Below are 17,668 nucleotides of genomic sequence, written 5' to 3'. Positions count from 1 at the left end.
CTCTGTTTGCTATGATTTCTTCTCCGTTTGACGTTGAATAATGTCCTTTATTTCTTCAATAAAGACATTGATATCTTTAAACTGACGGTAGACCGACGCAAAACGCACATAGGCAACCTCATCAATTTTGGCTAAGCGGTCCATGACCATTTCGCCAACATCTTCTGAGCGTACTTCCGAATTTCCAATACGACGAAGATCTTTTTCAATGGACAGAACAAGTTCCTCCAGCACATCAAGTGCCACTGGGCGTTTTTCACAAGCACGAATAAGCCCACGAAGTACCTTCTCACGGCTAAACTCTTCTCGTGAACCTTCCTTTTTCACAACGACTAATGGTGTCTCTTCAATTTTTTCAAACGTTGTAAAACGGAAGCCACATGACTCACATTCACGACGTCTACGAATTTCTTTATTATCATCTACTGGCCTCGAATCCACAACACGCGTTCCGTTAAATTGGCAAGATGGACATCTCATATAATTACTCTCCTGGTTTACAACAATTTAATATATCTATTATAACAAATTTCCTACATGTAAGAAAAGTGCATTCACGTTTGTGGGCTCATGATAAATCTAAAGCACCTGAAGTACAAGAATAGTTTCTGTAAAAAAAGAGCACATTGAAACCTTTTCGATTTCAATGTGCTATCTATAGAAATTATTACGCGTTTACCGTTTCCAAAGCATTTGCCACTTTTTTCACAAGGTCAACAACGCGTGCAGAGTAGCCCCACTCGTTATCATACCAAGCAAGTACTTTTACTTTGCGGTTGCCTAACACCATTGTAGAAAGTCCATCAACTGTTGAAGAATAAGTTGTTGTATTGTAATCAGAAGATACTAATGGCTCAACAGAGAAATTAAGGATACCCTTCATTGGACCTTCTGTTGCCGCTTTTACAAATGCTGCATTAACTGCATCAACTGTTACATCTGTATTTAAATCTACTACAAGGTCAACTAAAGATACGTTTGGTGTTGGAACACGAAGTGCCATACCATGAATTTTACCCTCTAATTCAGGTAACACTAATTTTAAGGCTTTCGCTGCACCTGTAGATGTTGGGATAATGGATTGGGCGCATCCACGTGCACGACGTAAATCTTTATGCGGATTGTCTAAGTTCTTTTGGTCATTTGTATAAGCATGAACTGTTGTCATTAAACCATTCTCAATACCAAATGTGTCATTCAATACTTTTGCTACTGGCGCTAAGCAGTTTGTTGTACAAGAAGCATTTGAAATAACATCATGTTTCGCAATATCCAATTTGTCATCATTTACACCTAAAACAATTGTGACATCCTCGTTTTTACCTGGTGCTGTTAAGATTACTTTTTTCGCTCCTGCTGCTAAGTGCATTGCTGCTTTATCACGTTCATTAAATTTTCCTGTAGCTTCAATAACGATATCTACACCCATTGTAGACCAAGGTAATTTTAAAGGATCACGTTCACTAATAATTTGAACTCGTTTACCATTTACAACTAAAGCATCGCCTGCTGGTTCTACCGTACCTTCAAATGTTCCGTGATTTGTGTCATACTTAATCAAATGTGCTAACGTTTCTGCAGGATAGCTAGCGTTAATTGCAACGATGTTTAAATCTTGTTGTACGATAGCCTGGCGGAAAACCATACGTCCGATACGCCCGAAACCATTAATAGCAATTGATACTGTCATTTATAATATCCTCCTGTGAGTACATACTCAGATTAATTAATTATATACTTTATGGTGATTAGTATAACACAATTTTAAAAAAGATGAACATTATATATTGAGAATATAAAAGTTCTTATTTTCTGAAAAATTATTCTTTATTATGGCGTTTCCCCATAAAAAAATGCGTAGCAAGGTCGGCTTGCTACGCATTATAAAAGAACTCATGAAATAACATCCCAATAATGCAGGATTTTTTTTAATTGTTCTTCTGTACTTTCTATATTTTCATTATTATAAATGACCGCATGTGCACCCTTTTCTTTGACAGACATCGGCAGTTGAGAGTGCATACGTGCCAATGCATCTTCTTTAGATAAATTATTTCGTTCCATTAAACGTCGAAGCTGAACTTCTTCACTGACCGATACCACAATGATACGTTCCACAAAATGTTGAAGCTTACTCTCAAATAACAAAGGAATGTCCATCACAACATGTTCATGTCCTGCTTCTAAATAAGCATCACGCTGACGTAACATTTCTTTTCTGATTGCTGGATGCATGATATCATTTAACGTTTTGCGTTTGGCAGGCTCATGAAATATGATATCTCCCAGCATAGTTCGATTTAAATTGCCGTCCTCAAGCAAGATAGCTTGTCCGAAGCTTTCAGCAATCAATGCTAATGTCTCAGTTCCAGGTTCTACGACATCTCGTGCTACAACATCTGCATCAACAATCGGTAAACCCAGTTCGCTCATCATTTTAGCTACTGTACTTTTTCCACTTGCAATACTTCCTGTTAGTCCGATAATCATTGCTAAATCCCCTTTAATGTTGACAATTTGGGCAATAGACAGAGGTACGCCCTCCAATTGTCATTTGACTTGTTGCCGTTTCACATGCTGGACATACCTTTTTCCCATACATTTTTAATCGATTCTGCATACTCCCTGCTTCCCCATTAATATTCCGATAATCAGAAATAGTTGAACCACCCGCTTCAATGCTTTGACGTAGGACAGCAACAATCTCCTCAAATAATGCTCGCTTCCGCTTTTCACTAATGCGGCTCATTTTGCGTGCAGGGTGAATTTTCTGAGCAAACAATGCCTCTGTTGCATAAATATTGCCACAGCCCGAAATGACTTGCCCATCCATAATTACTTCTTTTACGGCTTTATTTTCATATTTCGGTAGCTTAGATTTTGTTATAAAAAAATCACATGCATGCTCATCAAATGGCTCTGGTGCCATTTTTGTCAATGGCGCATGATCTTCAATTTTTGTCAGAAAACGAAGTTCACCGAATCGACGAATATCTGAATATATCAAGTATCCCCCATCTGCCATTTCAAATGTCGCATGGATATGCTTTTGAAATTTCGCCTCATTGATTTCTTCGGGTGAATTCACAACAAACCAAGCACCTGTCATCCCTAAGTGACTAACAAGAACATATGGAACATCATCCTTCAGCAAATGAAAGAAAATATATTTTGCTCTTCGTTCAATTTTGGTAATGGTCATCTGGGACAAAGTACTTTCAAATGCATCAGGCGTTGCTTGTTTGACAATACATTGTTTACCCTCACTAAAAGAGAAATGTACTCGTTCAGAAAGCTGAACCTGTTGAATGGTACGTCCTTCAACTGTTGGCTTCAATGCCTGGACGACACCCTCTACCTCTGGTAATTCAGGCATTTGAATCCCTCCTTATTTTGCCTCGTACCAAGTTGAGCCATGGTTAAAATCTACTTTAAGCGGTACAGCAAGCTCAATAGCGTTTTCCATGACTTCAGGTACAATTTTTTCGAGTAAGGCAATCTCTTCCTTTGGTGCCTCAAAGATTAGCTCATCATGCACTTGAAGTAGCAGTTTTGCCTGCATCTTTTCTTTTTTCAATCGAGCATCCATATCAATCATTGCCTTTTTAATGATATCAGCTGCACTACCTTGAATTGGCGTATTCATCGCCGTACGCTCAGCAAAGCTTCTTAAATTAAAGTTTGAGCTTGTTATATCCGGTAAATAACGGCGTCTATTTAATATCGTTGTCACATAACCATTAAATTTTGCATTTTGTACAATGTCATCCATGTACTGTTTTACACCAGGGAAACTTGCGAAATACTTTTCAATAAAATTAGCCGCTTCCTTACGCGTAATATCTAAGTTTTGTGATAGACCATAATCACTAATACCGTAGACTATTCCAAAGTTAACAGCTTTCGCTGCGCGACGCATATTACTATCAACCTCATCTTCTGACACATGAAATACATCCATAGCTGTACGTGTATGAACGTCCATTCCTTCACGGAAAGCCTCAACAAGGTTTTTATCTTCTGACATATGTGCAAGAACACGTAATTCAATTTGCGAATAGTCAGCAGAAAATAATATCCAATCCTCTTTTGAAGGTACAAAGGCTTGACGAATTTTGCGGCCCTCCTCCAAACGAATTGGGATGTTTTGTAAATTAGGATCTGTTGAGCTTAAACGCCCTGTTGCAGTTAAAGCTTGCTGGAAGCGCGTATGCACTTTACTATCTGATACATGAATCTCCTTTAGTAAGCCTTCAATATATGTGGATTGTAATTTTCCAAGTTGGCGATACAACAGAATATGTTCGATGATAGCATGCTCTGACTGTAATTTTTCTAGGACATCTGCAGCAGTTGAATAGCCTGTCTTAGTCTTTTTAATCACAGGTAGCCCTAGCTTATCGAATAGAATCACACCTAATTGTTTTGGTGAATTAATATTAAAGGTTTCTCCAGCTTCTGCATAAATTTCTTGCTCAATTACTACAAGTTTATCATTAAGCTCTTGCCCCATTTTCTCTAACGTAGCGCGGTTAACCGTAATCCCTTCGCTTTCCATTTCACCTAAAATTCCTGCCAATGGTAGCTCTAGGTTTTTATAAAGATCGAATTGTTCATTTTCCTTTAATAAGGCTTCCAGTTTCGGCTGTAATGACCATACTGCAAAAGCTTTACGGCTAACATGCTGTGCAAGTTGGTCCAAATCAGGTATTGCACGCTTGGCACCTTTTCCATATACCGCTTCATCTGCTTGGACATCATAGTAGCCTAATTCCCTTGCAAGTGTTGCGATATCATCGCCACTTAATGCTGGATTATTAATATAAGAGGCAAGTAGCAAATCAAAGTCAACGCCAGCTAATTGAATCCCAGCTCGCTTTAATGATGCTTGAGCTGCCTTAGAATCGGACATATATTTTATTTTTGTGGCATCTTCAAGCCAACGACAGAGAATATCTGATTTTGCTGCTTTATCAAATGGAATATATTGCGTCTTTACGCCATCTGATAAGGCAATTCCCAGCTGCTGACAAGTATGATAGTGCTCGTTTTCGAGCTCTACATGCACAGCCATCACGTCTTTTAAATCCTCAGGTCGAACTTCCTGGACAAGGTCATAATCGAGAGGCGCCTGTTCTTCTTCTTGCACTGTAAAGTCACTTTTATCAAGCAGCGATTTAAAGCCAAGCTCACGCCACACATTGATTAATTCATCTTCTTTTGGCCCATTATATGCAAGATCAGCCAGCGAAATGGTGATTGGAGCATCCGTATAAATCGTTGCCAGCTTCTTACTCATGATGGCTTGCTCTTCATTAGCTACAAGCTTTTCCTTCATTTTAGAAGCTTTCAATGTATCCATTGCTTCATAAAGTGCTTCAACGGAGCCATGCTCTTTTAATAATTTTACAGCCGTTTTTTCCCCGACGCCTGGTACACCAGGAATATTATCGGAGGAATCCCCCATCAAGCCTTTCATATCAATAATTTGGAGCGGCGTTAACCCATACTTTTCCGCAATAAAGGCTGGTGTATTTTTCTCTATTTCCGTAATACCTTTTTTCGTTATATAAACGGTTACTTGCTCTGTCGCCAGCTGAGTTAAATCACGGTCTCCAGAAACGATGATAACATCCATATCCTGCGACGAAGCCTCTTTAGCAAGCGTTCCGATAATATCATCCGCTTCATATAACTCCTGCTCATATTGCTTAATACCATACGCATCAATGAGCTTTCGTAAATAAGGAAATTGCTCTGATAATTCTGGTGGTGTCTTTTGCCGTCCTCCTTTATATTCTGTAAAGGTTTCATGGCGGAATGTTGTTTTCCCAGCATCAAAAGCAACCAATATTTTGGTTGGCTGTTCTTCCTCTAATATTCTTTGTAGCATTGTTGTAAAGCCGTATACAGCATTAGTATGAATGCCACTATCATTCGTTAGCAATGGCAACGCAAAAAACGCGCGATACGCTAAACTATTACCGTCCAATAATAGTAATTTTTCCTTGGTCATGATTTTATCCTCCTGCGTTGTCTTCTTCTTCTACTTTATCATAACAATACATTTCAAGTAAAAAAAGCAGGCGTCCACCCTCAAGGTTATCCATTATTTTTAATGGTTTATCCACCACTTTTAAGACTTTATCCGCTACTTTAGCATTCCTATTCATTCAAAAAAGCCAACCGCGCGCAGCGGTTGACTTGTTTAAAATATTTTAACTCCTTAACGCATATTACCTATAATAGATGAACGACTATCCTGCATTTTTTTTACAAAATTAGTCATTACATCAAAAGCCTCATTTCGTTTACTATTCATGCTTTGTAAACGGAGCATATCCATTTGACCTTGCTGTGCATTCAAATCAGCTAGCTGTTGATTTCGTTGTTGAACATCCTCTAGTTGATCCTTAAGCTGATTTTCTAACAGCTGTGCTCGCTGTGATTGGACTGCTTGTAATGCTGATTCTAGATCCATGCCTTGAATATCAATTGGTTGAATTAGGCTATTAGCAGAGGATTGCCCTGCCCCACTAAATAATAATCCGACTGCTAAAGCACTTCCAAACACGACCTTTTTCATCTTTATTACCTCCTATTAAAATGAATCTTTGCTTATCATACATACTAAAGGTTAAAACTAGGTTAAAAAATTCAATATGGTATGTATGCATCTGCCTATCAAGTTTAGTCATTGACTATTCTCAATAACTTGACTGTACTACAGATTAAATAAGGGCAATACTGACAAATGTTAATAATTTACGTATTTACAAGGCATAAGACGTATTACATCCATTACTAAAAAGCAAAAACTTTCATTCAAGGACAAGTCTCCTGTAAATGAAAGTTCTTAATAGTTGTTATTGATTTGAAGTACGATAAAAAACTTCTTCATAGATGACAGTTAATATAAATGCATTCATAAAAGCAAACACAAGAAATAACGGCATGCCGCCTAATTGTGGATATGTTAGCTCTTGATTAAATACCATTACTGTACTAATTTGTGCCAAAAAGAAGATTAAGCCAATTCCAACTTGCCAAATAGGACGCTTGACCTTTCTTTTTTCATACCAAAATAATTTCTTAAAAAGGTTTCTTACATCATCTGCAATAATGATACTGATTAAAAAGATACAAACAAAAAATACTGGTATATGATAAACACTTTTCGTCACCCACGAAAAATCGGATAGACGGTAGAAAAGTGTTAATATCGAAGCTATACTACAAGCAATCCCTAAATTTTGGAGCCATTTGCTAATTTGTAATTTCAAAGCCCTTACCCCCAACTATTCTTTTTTAAACATTATCATTCTATCAAATTATAGCTGATTCGGGAATACAAACTTATAAATTTCTATTATTTTCATACTATAATAATTCGATTTCACGGATAGTTATAATTTGTGCAACAAAAAAGTCGTCTCCTTCAAGACAGAGACGACTTTAAACTGCGTTTATTTAATATAACCAGACAAGATGTTGGCATATGGTGAAGTAGCTGGCAAGATAATAACCGTATCTTCCCCAATCGTTTTCTTATAGGATTCTAATGTGCGGTATAAAGAATAAAATTCAGGATCTTGAGAGAAAGATTTATTGTAAATCTTTGCAGCCTCTGCTTCTCCTTCAGCTTGAATTAAAGCAGCTTCTTTACTTGCTTTAGCAAGCATTTCTTGTACGTGTTGATCCGTTTGTGCCTCAATACGACGTTTCTGTGCATCTCCCTCTGAAAGATACTTTTGTGCAATTGATTCACGATCTGAAATCATATTCGTAAAAACGGATTGTTCATTTTCAGTTGGTAAATCAATGCGACGTATACGTACATCTACTACTTCAATACCATAGTTATCATTGGAAAGAAGTTCATTAACACGTTCAGTTACTTGATCATTTATGCTGCCTCGAGAAGAATCCTCATCATTTATAATCTCCGTATAGTTAATTCGGCCAAGTTCAGAGCGAATAACAGAATAAATGAACTCTTCCATACGTGATTCAACTTTTTCTATCGTACCAGCATTCGAAATCAATAGCTTAGGATCCGTAATACGCCATACAGCATAATTATCAATAATAATTCGTTTTTTATCCTTTGTATTAATTTCTTCTTCCGAAATCTCATATGTCATTTGGTTTTTTGGTAACTTTGTGACACTTTGAATAAAAGGAATTTTCATATTTAAACCTGGTTCACGCTCAAATTTAACAACCTCTCCAAACTGCCGAACAACAGCATACTCTGATTCTTTAACTATATAAATATTCGTTAATAAAGTAATCACTAGAGCGAATATGACCGTTAAGGTTACAGCTAGAGAGATATATTTTTTAGGATTCTTCGGTCCTTTCTTCGACATTTTAACTACATTGTCTCCTGAATCACCTTCTGAAGGAGCAGCTTTTTTACTTTTGCCAGATAAGAAATTGAGGAATTTTTCTAGATCCTTATTTTTTTGGTCCATTAGTTACCGCTCCCCTCTTTTTTCTCTGTTTGTGTCTGTTGCGACTGTTGAGGCTGTAGTTGCTGAAGTGGTAAATACTTCATCGTACTACCATCATCATTCATAATGTAAATTTGTGCTTTCGGTAGGACATTTTCAAGCGTCTCTATAATTAACCGCTCTCGTGTAATTTGCTGATTGCCCTTGTATTGCTCATACATTTTATTAAAGACCGCTACATCCCCTTGTGCTTGCTCGATACGGGCTGTTTTAGTTCCTTTTGCTTTCGACATAATAGCATCACGTTCGCCTTCAGCTTCACTAATGCGTTGGTTTTCATATTTTTCAGCTTCATTTATTTTTGTATTTTTCATTTCACGTGCATCTGTTACAGCAGTGAATGCTGCACGCACATCTTTATTTGGCAATTCTACATCTTGCAATTTCACACCTAACACGCTTATTCCAATATCGTATTTTTCAATAAGAGAAACTAATAATTGGCGAGTATTTGCTTCGATGTCAGCTTTACCTTCTGTTAACGCTGCATCGATAGAAGAGCTTCCGATTATAGAACGAATGGCACTCGATGTCGCGCTATGTAATATTCTTTCTGGATCCTGCGAATTAAATAAAAACTTGTTAGGCTCTGTAATTTTCCATTGAACAACAAGGTCTGTTAAGACAATATTTTCATCCCCCGTAATCATTTTTGTTTCGGCATCGTATGCCTCTAACTCACCTGCTTTATTTTGTTTATAACCAAATTGCAGACTAAACGTTTCTTTTGACAAAATTTCTACGGATTGGACGGGCCAAGGTAATTTAAAATGAAGACCTGGATTTGTTACTGTATCATCGGCACGACCAAATGTAATAACCACAGCTTGCTCTGATTCATCTACCGTGTACCATGAAGTAAAAACTGTAATAAGTGCAATAATTCCAAATATTCCAAGTCCAACAATCATTAGTGTCCTTTTCACACTCATGTCTGTTCCTCCTTTTGCTTAGTACTATTGTTTACGGTGAACCCTTATAAAAAGTTTCAAAATATTTTCATATAATGATTGTAAAGGACAGAATCCTCTGTATCTCACTCTTAACAAAAGCTTATCAATGCAAAAAAATCCTGTTACCTTTTAGGGCAACAGGATATTGATAACCAGATGTTCAAATACTGGGAAAATGGTAGTGGATAATACAATACTAATTAATGCAGCAACGATCATCGCTAGACTAGCAAATGTGCCTTCTAGCTCTCCAAATTCAAATGCTTTTGATGTACCCGTTCCATGAGCACCCATACCAAGCATTAATCCTCTAGATGAAGGTCTATGAAAACGACATACTTTGATAACGATTGGTGCTAACAAGCTTCCTAAAATACCAGTCGTCATAACGAAAACAGCTGTAAGCGTAGGAGAACCACCAATCATATTAGAAATATCCATCGCAATAGGTGTTGTTACAGAACGTGGCACTAAACTATGCACCAACTCATCATTTAAGCCCACCAATAGAGCCATCATAAAGGATGACACAATAGCAACCGCTGAACCAACAGCAATGCTGATGAAAATTTCAAATGCGTGTTTTTTTAATAGGTTGACATTTTTATATATAGGAACGGCAAACGCAACGGTTGCTGGTCCTAGTAAATTTGTTAAGACACTCGCTCCAGAATTGTAGGAATTATAAGATACACCTGTCAGTAGTAAAATACCTATAATGACTAAAGGTGTAATCAGCATAGGTGTCAGCCATTCTTTTTTATATTTTTTATAAAACATTTTACAAATATAAAAAATAGCAACGGTCCCAAGTAAGCTGACAATGGCGATTAATAAAGTCATATCGCATCACCCTTCTTTCGCCGCTCTAGCCATTGTGCTGTATACCCCGTTACAAACATTACCACAATGGCACTCACGACAATGACCAGCACAACCTTCATTCCCTGCACACCAAATAAGGCATGATAATCAATAACACCAATGGCAGATGGAATAAAGAATAATAAGAGTTCACTTAATAGTACGGCTGCTCCTAATTCAATCCATTCAAGCTTGATTATATGAAACTGTAACAGTAAAAATAATAGGACAAGTCCTATTATACTCCCTGGAATCGGCAAGTGAAGTAGGCGTGCAATAGTATTTCCGATTAATAATAGGATATAAAGATAGCCGATTTGCACGATACTTTTGACGATTTTCATGGTCATCCTTCTCTCATTTTTTTCTCTGCCTCAACAGTCAGGAAAACACGATTCGAATGATAAGAAGATTGATTCACTGACTGTCAAAGCGTTCGTCTAACAGACAATCGCGGGTAAGATGGTTGTTAAACTTTATGCTACTATACTTTACACCTATTTACGTTCCCTGTAAAACAGAAAAAGAACCTAGTGTCTAAAAAACACTAAATTCTTTCTGTGGGGAATATAAAGCAGTTAAAAATCTTCTATTAGATTTTTATGGTCATCGTCTTAACAATCATATTGGGGGTTTCTAGAAATAAGTATAGTGCCCAAATATGAATGTAACATGTTGTTCATGTAAAGGATTTGTTAATTTTTCGGAATCATGACAATCATTTTAGTTCCTATGCCGACTTCACTCTCTACTTGAATTCGGCCATGATGCGCCTCGACTAAATGCTTAACAATCGCTAAGCCTAAGCCTGTTCCACCAGAATTACGACTTCTCGCTCGATCCACCCGATAAAATCTTTCAAAAACGCGCGCTATTTCATGTTTTTCAATACCAATTCCTTGATCCTCTATTTCGATAATGCCATGTGTTTCATTTTCCTTTAATCGAATAGAAACAGTCGTGTTTTCAGGTGAATATGTAATCGCATTGGTAATTAAATTCGTCACAATCTGAATGATACGATTGGCATCCCCCATAACCTGGACATCTCGTTCGATATCCACCTGGAAGCTCATATTTTTTTCATCCAATCGCGGAGCTGTCAATTCTGCTCCACGAATTAGAACATCCTGTAAGCCCATCGGCATAATATTGACAGTAAAACCATGCTGCTCGATCTTTGAGAGCTCTAGTAAATCTTGAATCAGCATTTGAAGTCGATTACTTTCTTTATATATAATCTCCAAAAAGGAAATCAGCATTTTTTCGTCTTTATAGGCCCCATCCAATAAAGTTTCTGAAAAGCCTTTAATAGATGTAATAGGTGTGCGTAATTCATGTGATACATTCGCAACAAAGTCTTTCCGAATTTGTTCTAATCGAACTAGTTCCGTTATATCATGCATAACGATAACAACGCCTAGCCATCGTCCGTGGTCCCCGATGACCGGTGCCCCATAAACTTCTTTGTTATAAAGTTCTTGCTGTACTTCCATTTTAATTTGTTGTCGATAAGGCATTTCTGTCAGAAAAACATGATCGATAAATTGTTCTAATGATTTAGGTAAGCCTATTGTACGAAAAACCTTTCCTTGTACATCATCAAGCTGCATTCCAAAGCGCTCCAGAAATACTCGATTTACAATGGAAATATTCCCCTCACGACCAATCATCATAAGGGAGCTCCCCATATTTTCAATTAAGGTTTTCAGTCTTTCTTCCTCTACTTCACGTATCGTTGTAATATCTTGCAAATTCCGTGCCAATATGTTTATGGAATGACTCAGTGGTATCATCCGTTCATGCTCATTTTCTTGAGCACGTGCACGATAGTTACCCTTTGCAAGCTCAAGGGCAGTGTCTGTCACATTATCAATCGGTGCAGTAAAGTTACGTATCATATAACGACTTATAATTGCTATTAATATCAACGTGATGGTAAAGAGAATAGCCAGTACTCCGTAAAGGCGAGCACGCACATAGTTCAATAAGGATTCGTCTCGTTCCATAGCCTGAGCTGCGTACAAAGCTTCCTGATCTTCCTTCGTTAAATCCATTTTGCGTTCATCGATTACTTGGTCCATTGATGTCCGTATCTCAGTGGTTGCTTGCTCGTTATATTGCTCGATATAAACAGGAAAAAGCTGACCTATAACAATCATTAGGACAGCTAGTATCGTTCCAAGTAAAAGCATGAATGTCAAGAATAAGCGGTTGCTCATCGATTTCATGTCGTTTTCGGCTCCTCAAATTTATAACCAAGACCTCTAATTGTTTTTATAAACATCGGCTTACGGCTATTTTCTTCAATTTTATCGCGAAGGTGGCTAATGTGTACATCCACAATTCGAGTATCGCCAGCAAAATCATATTTCCATACAGCACTTAATAGCTGATCACGTGTTAATACACGATTTTTATTTTCAAGTAAATAGATGAGTAGCTCAAACTCTTTTGGTGTAAATTCCAGTGCCTCATCCTGTAAAAATACTTCAAATCGCTCTGGGTACACTCGCAATTGTCCAAACTCATACATTTTTTCCTGCGCCTCATCCTTATCATCTGCGACAACATTTTGCGTGAAACGTCTTAATACAGCCTTGACACGCGCTAAAACTTCACGAGGACTAAAAGGCTTTGTCATGTAATCATCTGCTCCCAACTCAAGACCAAGAACTTTATCAAATTCGTCATCTTTAGCAGTTAGCATAATAATTGGCGTATTCATACGTTGCTGTCGTATTTGTTTACAGACCTCCATGCCATCTAGTTTTGGAAGCATCAAATCTAAAAGAATTAAATTTGGCTGTAAGTCGATTGCTTTTTCAAGCCCTTCCTGACCATCAGCAGCCGTTTCCACTACATAGCCTGCCTGTTCTAAATTATATTTCAATAATGTTGCAATCGAAAATTCGTCTTCAATTACTAAAATCGTTTTTGTCATGTCTAATGCCTCCGTTAGTGATTTGAAACCCCCATTTCAAATCTCAAGACGTCTATAGCGCAAGTGGTGGAGTCACAAGCAATAAACCTTCAATTACAAGCTGCTTCTGCTCATTATATGAGTGGACAGATACAGTGATGGTATTGTCATATTTATTGATTGCTGTAACCTCTAATAGCGTATCGAACAATTCATAATGATAGAGAGGTCCTAAATATTTCAAATGTTGCTCAATAATTCGTGCACCTGGTCCTGGAATATACTTTGACACAGCTGATGTAATAATACCATTTAACATAATTGTCGGCACAATTGGCTTTTGAAAAGGTGTCATAGCCGCATAATCATGTTGAATATAAAGCGGGTTACTATCGTTTGTAAGGCCTAAATAAAGCAATAGATCCCTATCTTCAATTTTTTCAGTGATATGGATTTTCTCGCCAACTGTAATTTCATCGATTGTGAGACCAAGTTTACTATTTTTTTGAAGCAAAGATACGCCAACCCCTTTTCTATCATACTACATTCATAGTATCAATTTTATGCTAAAAGTACAATGAAAAGCAGAAGAACCTTACCTTTCTCAACCCTGGAAACATAAAAAAACGAGCAGGAACATTCCCTACTCGTTTTAAGACTTAGACTGATATTCTACACTAAAATTTTCATCACATTACGAACTGCTTCTGCCGATTGATCTAAAGCTGCTTTTTCTTTGTCCGTTAATTCTAACTCAAAGATTTTTTCAATACCGTTTTCGCCAAGTAATGTAGGAACACCTAAGTATAAATCATGATAGCCGTACTCGCCTTCTAAATAAGCAATAGATGGTAAAATACGTTTTTGGTCTTTTACAATAGCTTCAGCCATCTCTATTAGTGCCGCAGCAGGCGCATAATAGGCTGAGCCGTTACCAAGTAAGTTGACAATTTCTGCTCCACCATTACGCGTTCGGTCAACAATTTCTTCTAAACGTTCAGCAGAAATAAGTGATTCTAACGGAATACCACCAGCAAATGAATAACGTGTTAACGGTACCATTGTGTCACCGTGACCACCTAATACAAAACCCGTAATATCTTTCACTGAAATCTTAAGTTCTTCTGCCACAAATGCACAGAAACGAGCCGTATCAAGAACACCTGATTGACCAATTACACGGTTTTTAGGGAAGCCAGTTTCTTTGTATACTGTGTATGTCATGGCATCAACTGGGTTTGTCAGTACAAGGATTGTAGCATTTGGTGAATGCGTAGCAATCTCTTTTGAAACAGTTTTCATAACACTCTGATTGATTTGAACAAGGTCATCACGGCTCATACCTGGTTTACGTGCAACACCAGCGGTAATGATCACTACGTCAGAATTCGCCGTATCTGCATAATTGGAAGTACCTTGCACATAAGAGTCAAACCCTTGTATTGGTGCTGCCTCCCACATATCTAGCGCCTTACCCTTTGTAGGGTTTTCTGCTTGTGGAATATCCACTAATACGACGTCACCAAGTTCTTTCTGAGCTGCTAAAAATGCTGCAGTAGCGCCTGTAAAACCGCCACCGATAACTGAGATTTTTTTTCGTTTCAGAGACATTTGAATACGCTCCTTTAAAATTAGGTTATATATTTTAAAAGAGGGAGGAGACTTCCATCTCACTCCCTCAATTAAACAAGTTTATCGTAAATATTCAATTAAAATTTACTGTCACCCTAATTATATCGGCAGAAAAAAGCATCCGCTTTAGCGATAAATTCTATTGTAGAATAGAAAATTATAGGTTTTTGATTAACTCATTAGCGAATTCTGAACATTTCACTTCTGTAGCGCCGTCCATTAAACGTGCGAAGTCATAAGTAACAACTTTAGAAGAAATTGTTTTCTCAACAGATTGAGTGATCATGTCAGCAGCTTCTTGCCATCCTAAGTGTTCAAGCATTAATACACCTGAAAGTAATACTGAAGATGGGTTTACTTTATCTAAACCAGCATATTTTGGAGCTGTACCGTGAGTAGCTTCGAAGATCGCATGGCCAGTAACATAGTTAATGTTAGCTCCTGGAGCGATACCGATACCACCAACTTGTGCAGCTAAAGCATCAGAAATATAGTCACCATTTAAGTTCATTGTAGCTACTACATCGAACTCAGTTGGACGAGTTAAGATTTGTTGTAAGAAGATATCAGCGATAGAATCTTTCACTAAGATTTTGCCAGCTGCTAAAGCATCAGATTGAGCTTTGTTTGCTGCTTCTTCACCTTGTTCAGCTTTGATAGCATCGTATTGGTTCCAAGTGAAAGTTTGATCAGCAAATTCTTTTTCTGCTAATTCATAACCCCATTTTTTGAATCCACCTTCAGTGAATTTCATGATGTTACCTTTATGAACTAAAGTAACAGATGGGCGTTTATGTTTAATTGCGTATTCGATAGCAGAACGTACTAAACGTTCAGTACCTTCTTTAGATACAGGTTTAACACCGATACCAGAAGTTTCTGGGAAGCGGATTTGATTTACACCAAATTCAGATTGTAGGAAGTTGATGATTTTTTGAGCTTGTTCTGAACCAGATTCGAATTCAATACCAGCGTAGATGTCTTCTGTGTTCTCACGGAAGATAACCATATCAACGTCTTCTGGGCGTTTAACTGGAGAAGGCACTCCATCAAAGTGACGTACTGGGCGTAAGCATACATATAAGTCAAGTTGTTGACGTAATGCTACGTTAAGAGAGCGGATACCACCACCGATTGGTGTAGTAAGAGGACCTTTGATTGCAATTAAGTATTCATTAATTTTGTCTAAAGTTTCTTGTGGTAACCATTCACCAGTTTGGTTAAATGCTTTTTCACCAGCTAAAACTTCTAACCATTCAATTTTCTTTTCACCGTTATAAGCTTTTTCTACTGCTGCGTCAATTACGCGTGATGCTGCTGCCCAGATATCTGGACCAATTCCATCACCTTCGATGAAAGGAATTACTGGATTGTTTGGTACATTAAGTACGCCATTTTCAACTACAATTTTGTTTGACATTCTGTTGCCTCCTAAATTCATAATCATAGGACTGTGTTAGTGATAACACAGTCCCAAACATTCTAGCATATTTTCCAAATTAGCGCTCGCTGATTGGAACATATTTTTGCATGCCTGGTCCAACATACTCAGCACGTGGACGGATTAGGCGGTTATTAGCATATTGCTCAAGGATATGTGCCACCCAACCTGAAGTACGTGATACTGCGAAAATTGGTGTGAACAGGTCATGATCAATACCTAAAGAATCATACACTGACGCAGAGAAGAAATCTACGTTTGCAGGTAATTTCTTTTGTTCTACGATCATGTCATGGATTTTAACTGACATTTCGTAAAGCTCTGGTTTACCAGTTAGCTCAGTTAATTTTTTAGACATTACGCGTAAATGCGGAGCACGAGGGTCGCCTTTACGATATACACGGTGACCGAAGCCCATGATTTTTTCTTTGTTGTCTAATTTATTTTGAATATAAGATTCAACATTTTCAAGTGAGCCAATTTCAGTTAACATTTTCATAACTTGCTCATTTGCTCCACCGTGAAGTGGTCCTTTTAATGCACCGATCGCTGCAGTTACACCTGAATAAACGTCAGATAATGTAGCTACACATACACGTGCAGTGAATGTAGATGCATTTAACTCATGGTCAGCATGTAATACTAATGCTTTGTCGAATGCTTCAATTTCAATATCTGCTGGCTCTTCGCCTTTAAGCATGTATAAGAAGTTTGCCGCATATCCTAGTTCAGGTTTTGGTGAAACTGGTTCTAAACCTTTACGAACACGTGCAAAAGCAGTTACTACTGTAGCAATTTTAGCTTGAAGACGAATTGCTTTACGGTAGTTTGCTTCTGGATCCATAACATCCGCTTCTTCATCGAATACACCAAGTAAAGATACTGCAGTACGCAATGCAGCCATTGGATGTACAGTTGAAAGTGGGTATGTTTTAAATTGGTCGACAATCGCTTGCGGAATTGACATGTTGTCTGCCAATTGTTGTTTTAATTCAGCTAGCTCGTCCTCTTTTGGTAAACGAGTATGCCATAACAGGTAAATTACCTCTTCGAATGACGCATTTTCTGCTAAATCATCAATGTTGTAACCAACATATGTAAGTGTGTCATCGATAATTGAACTGATTTTAGATTCCGCTGCTACGATACCTTCTAAACCTTTAGTTGCTGACATAAATTATCGCTCCCTCATACTTATTTTTTTGTTGCAAATGCGTTTTTTATGTTGCATTTACGAATTTTGCTCATATGAACCATTAAGTAAATCGCTTACATTGCTATTATAATCATTTTTGACAGCTTTGTGAATGAAAATCCTCCAAATAAAGAAAAAGACGTC

At 37.6% G+C, this 17,668-nt stretch carries 18 protein-coding genes; all 18 read right to left on the bottom strand.

Translation table 11 applies throughout. The annotated features are described in order from the left end of the window. Nucleotides 1-9: 9 nt before the first annotated feature. Nucleotides 10-480, bottom strand: a complete 471-nt coding sequence (gene nrdR / locus AAJG31_RS19805) for a transcriptional regulator NrdR (RefSeq protein WP_004226277.1) — start codon at nt 478-480, stop codon at nt 10-12. 187 nt (nt 481-667) lie between these two features. Then, nucleotides 668-1,690, bottom strand: a complete 1,023-nt coding sequence (locus tag AAJG31_RS19800; RefSeq protein WP_004226274.1) for a glyceraldehyde-3-phosphate dehydrogenase — start codon at nt 1,688-1,690, stop codon at nt 668-670. A 203-nt stretch (nt 1,691-1,893) separates the two neighbouring features. Beyond that, complete coding sequence (coaE, locus tag AAJG31_RS19795) at nt 1,894-2,490, bottom strand: dephospho-CoA kinase (RefSeq protein WP_103118646.1); 597 nt, start codon at nt 2,488-2,490, stop codon at nt 1,894-1,896. Between the two features lie 13 nt (nt 2,491-2,503). Then, a complete protein-coding gene (mutM, locus tag AAJG31_RS19790) occupies nt 2,504-3,376 on the bottom strand; it encodes a bifunctional DNA-formamidopyrimidine glycosylase/DNA-(apurinic or apyrimidinic site) lyase (RefSeq protein WP_279495730.1) in 873 nt (290 codons plus the stop codon). A gap of 12 nt (nt 3,377-3,388) precedes the next feature. Beyond that, nucleotides 3,389-6,016 (bottom strand): DNA polymerase I, encoded by a 2,628-nt coding sequence (polA, locus tag AAJG31_RS19785; protein WP_279495731.1) that lies wholly within the window; start codon nt 6,014-6,016, stop codon nt 3,389-3,391. A 4-nt stretch (nt 6,017-6,020) separates the two neighbouring features. Next, a complete protein-coding gene (locus AAJG31_RS19780; protein ID WP_279495732.1) occupies nt 6,021-6,173 on the bottom strand; it encodes a hypothetical protein in 153 nt (50 codons plus the stop codon). 53 nt (nt 6,174-6,226) lie between these two features. After that, on the bottom strand, nt 6,227-6,586 hold the full coding sequence (locus AAJG31_RS19775; protein ID WP_048393597.1) for a hypothetical protein: 360 nt from the start codon (nt 6,584-6,586) through the stop codon (nt 6,227-6,229). Between the two features lie 280 nt (nt 6,587-6,866). Next, nucleotides 6,867-7,283 carry a hypothetical protein gene (locus AAJG31_RS19770; protein ID WP_048393595.1) on the bottom strand — a complete coding sequence of 139 codons (417 nt, stop codon included), beginning with the start codon at nt 7,281-7,283 and terminating at the stop codon, nt 6,867-6,869. Nucleotides 7,284-7,466: 183 nt separating this feature from the next. After that, nucleotides 7,467-8,477, bottom strand: a complete 1,011-nt coding sequence (gene hflC / locus AAJG31_RS19765) for a protease modulator HflC (protein ID WP_279495733.1) — start codon at nt 8,475-8,477, stop codon at nt 7,467-7,469. Next, nucleotides 8,477-9,448: an FtsH protease activity modulator HflK gene (hflK, locus tag AAJG31_RS19760; RefSeq protein ID WP_048393591.1), complete on the bottom strand. Its 972-nt coding sequence runs from the start codon at nt 9,446-9,448 to the stop codon at nt 8,477-8,479. The genes hflC and hflK overlap by 1 nt, the downstream gene beginning before the upstream one ends. Nucleotides 9,449-9,598: 150 nt before the next feature. Beyond that, nucleotides 9,599-10,312, bottom strand: a complete 714-nt coding sequence (locus AAJG31_RS19755; protein WP_048393589.1) for an LrgB family protein — start codon at nt 10,310-10,312, stop codon at nt 9,599-9,601. Continuing rightward, nucleotides 10,309-10,677: a CidA/LrgA family holin-like protein gene (locus tag AAJG31_RS19750; protein WP_103118651.1), complete on the bottom strand. Its 369-nt coding sequence runs from the start codon at nt 10,675-10,677 to the stop codon at nt 10,309-10,311. The genes AAJG31_RS19755 and AAJG31_RS19750 overlap by 4 nt, the downstream gene beginning before the upstream one ends. Nucleotides 10,678-11,028: 351 nt before the next feature. Continuing rightward, nucleotides 11,029-12,564, bottom strand: a complete 1,536-nt coding sequence (locus tag AAJG31_RS19745; RefSeq protein ID WP_048393584.1) for an ATP-binding protein — start codon at nt 12,562-12,564, stop codon at nt 11,029-11,031. Next, nucleotides 12,561-13,277, bottom strand: a complete 717-nt coding sequence (locus AAJG31_RS19740) for a response regulator transcription factor (RefSeq protein WP_016993215.1) — start codon at nt 13,275-13,277, stop codon at nt 12,561-12,563. The genes AAJG31_RS19745 and AAJG31_RS19740 overlap by 4 nt, the downstream gene beginning before the upstream one ends. A gap of 52 nt (nt 13,278-13,329) precedes the next feature. Then, the gene (locus tag AAJG31_RS19735) at nt 13,330-13,770 is read right to left on the bottom strand and encodes a MaoC/PaaZ C-terminal domain-containing protein (RefSeq protein ID WP_004226245.1); all 441 of its coding nucleotides are present in this window, start codon (nt 13,768-13,770) and stop codon (nt 13,330-13,332) included. 158 nt (nt 13,771-13,928) lie between these two features. Then, nucleotides 13,929-14,867: a malate dehydrogenase gene (gene mdh, locus AAJG31_RS19730; protein WP_048393582.1), complete on the bottom strand. Its 939-nt coding sequence runs from the start codon at nt 14,865-14,867 to the stop codon at nt 13,929-13,931. Between the two features lie 178 nt (nt 14,868-15,045). Beyond that, a complete protein-coding gene (gene icd / locus AAJG31_RS19725; protein ID WP_048393581.1) occupies nt 15,046-16,308 on the bottom strand; it encodes an NADP-dependent isocitrate dehydrogenase in 1,263 nt (420 codons plus the stop codon). A 79-nt stretch (nt 16,309-16,387) separates the two neighbouring features. After that, nucleotides 16,388-17,503, bottom strand: a complete 1,116-nt coding sequence (gene citZ / locus AAJG31_RS19720) for a citrate synthase (RefSeq protein ID WP_048393579.1) — start codon at nt 17,501-17,503, stop codon at nt 16,388-16,390. Nucleotides 17,504-17,668 lie beyond the last annotated feature (165 nt).

It is taken from the genome of Lysinibacillus sp. BS3 (assembly GCF_039614735.1).
In the GTDB taxonomy this organism is placed as follows: Bacteria; Bacillota; Bacilli; order Bacillales_A; family Planococcaceae; genus Lysinibacillus; species Lysinibacillus capsici.
The sequence above is the reverse complement of the archived record's forward strand: the minus strand, read 5'-3'. Positions and strand labels throughout refer to the sequence as shown.

What these genes read in the sequence shown, in the direction of transcription:
- nrdR (WP_004226277.1), bottom strand. Translation starts at nt 480, where the DNA reads ATGAGATGTCCATCTTGCCAATTTAACGGAACGCGTGTTGTGGATTCG.
- AAJG31_RS19800 (WP_004226274.1), bottom strand. Translation starts at nt 1,690, where the DNA reads ATGACAGTATCAATTGCTATTAATGGTTTCGGGCGTATCGGACGTATG.
- coaE (WP_103118646.1), bottom strand. Translation starts at nt 2,490, where the DNA reads ATGATTATCGGACTAACAGGAAGTATTGCAAGTGGAAAAAGTACAGTA.
- mutM (WP_279495730.1), bottom strand. Translation starts at nt 3,376, where the DNA reads ATGCCTGAATTACCAGAGGTAGAGGGTGTCGTCCAGGCATTGAAGCCA.
- polA (WP_279495731.1), bottom strand. Translation starts at nt 6,016, where the DNA reads ATGACCAAGGAAAAATTACTATTATTGGACGGTAATAGTTTAGCGTAT.
- AAJG31_RS19780 (WP_279495732.1), bottom strand. Translation starts at nt 6,173, where the DNA reads ATGAATAGGAATGCTAAAGTAGCGGATAAAGTCTTAAAAGTGGTGGAT.
- AAJG31_RS19775 (WP_048393597.1), bottom strand. Translation starts at nt 6,586, where the DNA reads ATGAAAAAGGTCGTGTTTGGAAGTGCTTTAGCAGTCGGATTATTATTT.
- hflC (WP_279495733.1), bottom strand. Translation starts at nt 8,477, where the DNA reads ATGGACCAAAAAAATAAGGATCTAGAAAAATTCCTCAATTTCTTATCT.
- hflK (WP_048393591.1), bottom strand. Translation starts at nt 9,448, where the DNA reads ATGAGTGTGAAAAGGACACTAATGATTGTTGGACTTGGAATATTTGGA.
- AAJG31_RS19755 (WP_048393589.1), bottom strand. Translation starts at nt 10,312, where the DNA reads ATGACTTTATTAATCGCCATTGTCAGCTTACTTGGGACCGTTGCTATT.
- AAJG31_RS19750 (WP_103118651.1), bottom strand. Translation starts at nt 10,677, where the DNA reads ATGAAAATCGTCAAAAGTATCGTGCAAATCGGCTATCTTTATATCCTA.
- AAJG31_RS19745 (WP_048393584.1), bottom strand. Translation starts at nt 12,564, where the DNA reads ATGAAATCGATGAGCAACCGCTTATTCTTGACATTCATGCTTTTACTT.
- AAJG31_RS19740 (WP_016993215.1), bottom strand. Translation starts at nt 13,277, where the DNA reads ATGACAAAAACGATTTTAGTAATTGAAGACGAATTTTCGATTGCAACA.
- mdh (WP_048393582.1), bottom strand. Translation starts at nt 14,867, where the DNA reads ATGTCTCTGAAACGAAAAAAAATCTCAGTTATCGGTGGCGGTTTTACA.
- icd (WP_048393581.1), bottom strand. Translation starts at nt 16,308, where the DNA reads ATGTCAAACAAAATTGTAGTTGAAAATGGCGTACTTAATGTACCAAAC.
- citZ (WP_048393579.1), bottom strand. Translation starts at nt 17,503, where the DNA reads ATGTCAGCAACTAAAGGTTTAGAAGGTATCGTAGCAGCGGAATCTAAA.